This window comes from Amycolatopsis sp. NPDC006125 (assembly GCF_040614195.1).
Taxonomy (GTDB): Bacteria; Actinomycetota; Actinomycetes; order Mycobacteriales; family Pseudonocardiaceae; genus Amycolatopsis_E; species Amycolatopsis_E tucumanensis.
Genome location: NZ_JBEXTZ010000215.1, coordinates 1 through 3,298 on the forward strand (window position 1 = coordinate 1; position 3,298 = coordinate 3,298).

The 3,298-nt window shown below is 73.2% G+C and carries 4 protein-coding genes; all 4 read right to left on the reverse strand.

The window, feature by feature from the left end:
* Positions 1–197 precede the first annotated feature (197 nt).
* The gene (locus tag ABZ193_RS43460; RefSeq protein WP_020420363.1) at positions 198–578 is read right to left on the reverse strand and encodes a VOC family protein; all 381 of its coding nucleotides are present in this window, start codon (positions 576–578) and stop codon (positions 198–200) included.
* 39 nt (positions 579–617) lie between these two features.
* Positions 618–1,376 carry an enoyl-CoA hydratase/isomerase family protein gene (locus tag ABZ193_RS43465; RefSeq protein WP_237338634.1) on the reverse strand — a complete coding sequence of 253 codons (759 nt, stop codon included), beginning with the start codon at positions 1,374–1,376 and terminating at the stop codon, positions 618–620.
* A gap of 20 nt (positions 1,377–1,396) precedes the next feature.
* Positions 1,397–2,323 (reverse strand): ABC transporter permease subunit, encoded by a 927-nt coding sequence (locus ABZ193_RS43470; protein ID WP_020420365.1) that lies wholly within the window; start codon positions 2,321–2,323, stop codon positions 1,397–1,399.
* On the reverse strand, positions 2,320–3,298 hold a 979-nt coding region (locus tag ABZ193_RS43475; RefSeq protein WP_354714673.1), incomplete at its 5' end, for an ABC transporter ATP-binding protein. The genes ABZ193_RS43470 and ABZ193_RS43475, both read right to left, overlap by 4 nt.

Sequence of the window (3,298 nt, forward strand, 5' to 3'; positions counted from 1 at the left end):
CGCCAGCACGAGAACGAGCAGCAACGGTCAGACGCAAGCGGCTGCGCCAGCACGAGAACGAGCAGCAACGGTCAGACGCAAGCGGCTGCGCCGGCCGCTCGCGCGGCCGTCGGCGGAGAGTGCGGCCACCATCCGCGCCCACCGCACCGCGCGCCGAACGCCACGGCATCAAACACCCACCACCAAGCGCCCCACGATCACTCGGCTTCCGGGGCCGGCTCCAGGATCCCGAAGATGTTCCCCTCGGTGTCCACGCAGTACGCGAGCCACCCGATCCCCGGGATCGGGCTGCGCGGCACCGCCACCTGGCCGCCCGCCTGCTCGACCCGCCGCACGGCCGCGTCGAGGTCGTCCACCTCGACGGTCAGCGGGAAGGCGTTCACCGGCGCGTCCTCGGCGGGCGCGGGGCCCTGCCGCGGCACCAGCCCGCCGTCGATGCCCGGTCCGTCGCCGGTGCTGATCAGCCAGTACGGGTTGCTGCCCCACCGCTCGAACGTCCACCCGAAGACCGTCGCGTAGAAGGTGACGGCTCGTTCCGGGTCGCTCGCGTGGATCTCGAAGTGCACCGGACGCGGCATGGCGGCCTCCGAGAGGCGGTGGGCGGGGAACCGAGAATGCTACCCGCCGAGTGTGGTCCGCACGTACTCCTCGATCGCCGCCAGCGAGGACGGCGCCGACCACACCCGCTCGACGTGCGCGTCGTCCCCGGCGCGCTGCTCGCCGATCCGCTCGTCGAACGGCCGGTGGATCTGCGCCTTCGTGTGCCGGAACGCGTCCGACGGCACCGCGGCCAGCCGCCTCGCCGTCTCGATCGCCCTCGGCAGCACCTCGTCCGGCGCGGCCAGCTCGTCCACCAGCCCGCGGGAAAGCGCTTCGCCGCCCGCGTAGGTCTCGCCGAGGAACGTCAGCCCGGGCAGCCGCTCCGTCCCGTACGCGCAGCGCAGGATCTCCAGCGCCACCAACGGGAACGGCACCCCGACGAGCAGTTCGGTGACGCCGATCCGGCCCTGCCGCTCGTTCAGGATCCGCCGGTCGCACGCCGCCGCCAGCACCGCCCCGCCGGCGATCGCGTGCCCCGTCACCGCCGCGACGACCGGTCCGGGGAACCCGAACACGGCCAGGAACGCGTCCGACAGCGCGGGCAGGAACTCCCGGAGGTAGGCCGGCCCGCCCGCGGCGACCCGCTTGAGGTCCACCCCGGCGGAGAACATCCCGTCGCGCCCGGTCAGCACCACGCCCTTCGCGCCGCCGAGCTCGGCCTCCTCCAGCCGCGCCACCAGCTCCCGGCACAGCTCGGTGTCCATCGCGTTCGCCTTGCCGTGGGCCAGTTTCAGCACGGCCACGTCGCCGGCCTTGTCCACCTCGATCGTCGTCATCGCCCCACCGTAGTGGGAAATCAGCTGGTGATGTCCTTCGTCGCGAAGCGCCGTGCGGCCAGCAGCGTGAACACGGTCGCGTAGATCACCGCGGACAGCGTTCCGGCGGCCATGTTCGTCCAGTCGATGTCGGTCGCGATCAGGTCCATCCAGCCGTACGAGTAGTGCGTCGGCAGGTAGTTGCGCAGCGTGCCCAGCGCGGTGATCTGGTCGAGGATCTGCGACAGGATCGCCGCCAGCACCGCCCCGCCGACCGCGCCCAGCGGCGCGTCGGTGAGCACCGACAACAACAGCGCCAGCCCCGCCACCCACGCCAGCTGGATCACCACGTACACGGTGGACAGCCCGATCGCGATCAGGCTCTGCCCGAACGGGATCGCGTCCCCGGTGGGGCTGACCGCGTCACCGGCGCCGTAGAAGATCAGTCCCGCCACCAGGGCCACCAGCGGCAGCAGCACCAGCGCCACCACCGACAGCAACCCGGACGCGATCGCCTTCTGCCGCAGCAGCCGGTGCCGCGGCACCGGCATGGCCAGCAGGTACTTCAGGCTCGACCAGGACGCCTCGCTCGCGATCGTGTCCCCGAAGAACAACGCGACGATCGTGGGCAGCAGGAACGTCCCGGACACGAACAGCGCCAGCACGACGAAGTTCGGCGCGCTCGCCGTCGCCAGGTCGACGAACCCGCCGGAGCGCCGGTTCGGGCTGGACTCGCCGATCTCGAACGCCACCACCAGGATGAACGGCAGCAGCACGACGAACCCGAGCACCAGCTGGGTGCGCCGCCGCCGCAGCTGGCGCCGCAGCTCGACGCCCAGCCGCAGCGTCCGCCGCGCCCGGTAGCCCTCGACCGCGCCGTCCGCGCCCACCCCGGAGTGGGTGTGCGCGGCGGCGTCGGTCAGCTCGTCCAGTGCCGCGGGATCGGTGTGGACCCCGTTCTCGCTCATGACGTTTCCTCTCCCACGAGCTGGAGGAACGCGTCCTCCAGCCGTCGCCGCGGCCCGGCCTGCTCGACCGCGACCCCGGCCCGGACCAGCGCCGCGACCGCCTCGGCGCGCGGCATCCCGTCCAGGTCGGCGTGCACGAGGGTCCCTTCGACGTCCACACCGGACACGCCGGGCACCCCGCGCAGGGCGTCGGCCGCCGCCTCCGGCCGGTCGACCCGGAAGGTGGCCTCGCCGCCGGCGGCCACGATGTCGCCGACCTCGCCCGCGGCCACCAGCCGGCCGCGGTGCATCACCACGACGTGCGTGCAGGTCTGCTCGACCTCGGCCAGCAGGTGGCTGGAGACCACCACGGTCCGGCCGGTCGCGGCGTACCGCTGCAGCACCTCGCGCATCTGGTGGATCTGCGGCGGGTCGAGCCCGTTGGTCGGTTCGTCGAGCACGAGCAGCTCCGGCAGCCCGAGCATGGCCTGCGCGATCGCGAGCCGCTGCCGCATGCCCTGGCTGTAGGTGCGGACCTTGCGGTGCACGGCGTTGCCCAGCCCGGCGATCTCCAGCGCCTGCTCCAGGTGCGCCTGCTCGATCGGGCGGCCGGTCGCGTCCCAGTAGAGGCGCAGGTTCGCGGTGCCGGACAGGTGCGGCAGGAACCCGGAGCCCTCGACGAACGAGCCGATCCGCGACAGCACCGGCGCGCCGGGCGTGATCCGGTGGCCGAACACCCTGATCTCGCCGGCGGTGGGGGTGATCAGGCCCATCAGCATGCGCAGCGTCGTCGTCTTGCCGGCGCCGTTCGGCCCGAGCAGGCCGAGCACCTGGCCCGGTTCGACGCGGAAGGACAGGTCCTTCACGGCGGTGAGCCCGCCCGGGTAGGCCTTGGTCAGCCCGTCGATCACCAGCGGCACCCCGGCCAGGTCCGGGTCGGCCTGGTGCGACCGCCGCCTGCGCACCGCGGCCAGCGCGGCGACCGCCGCGGCGAGC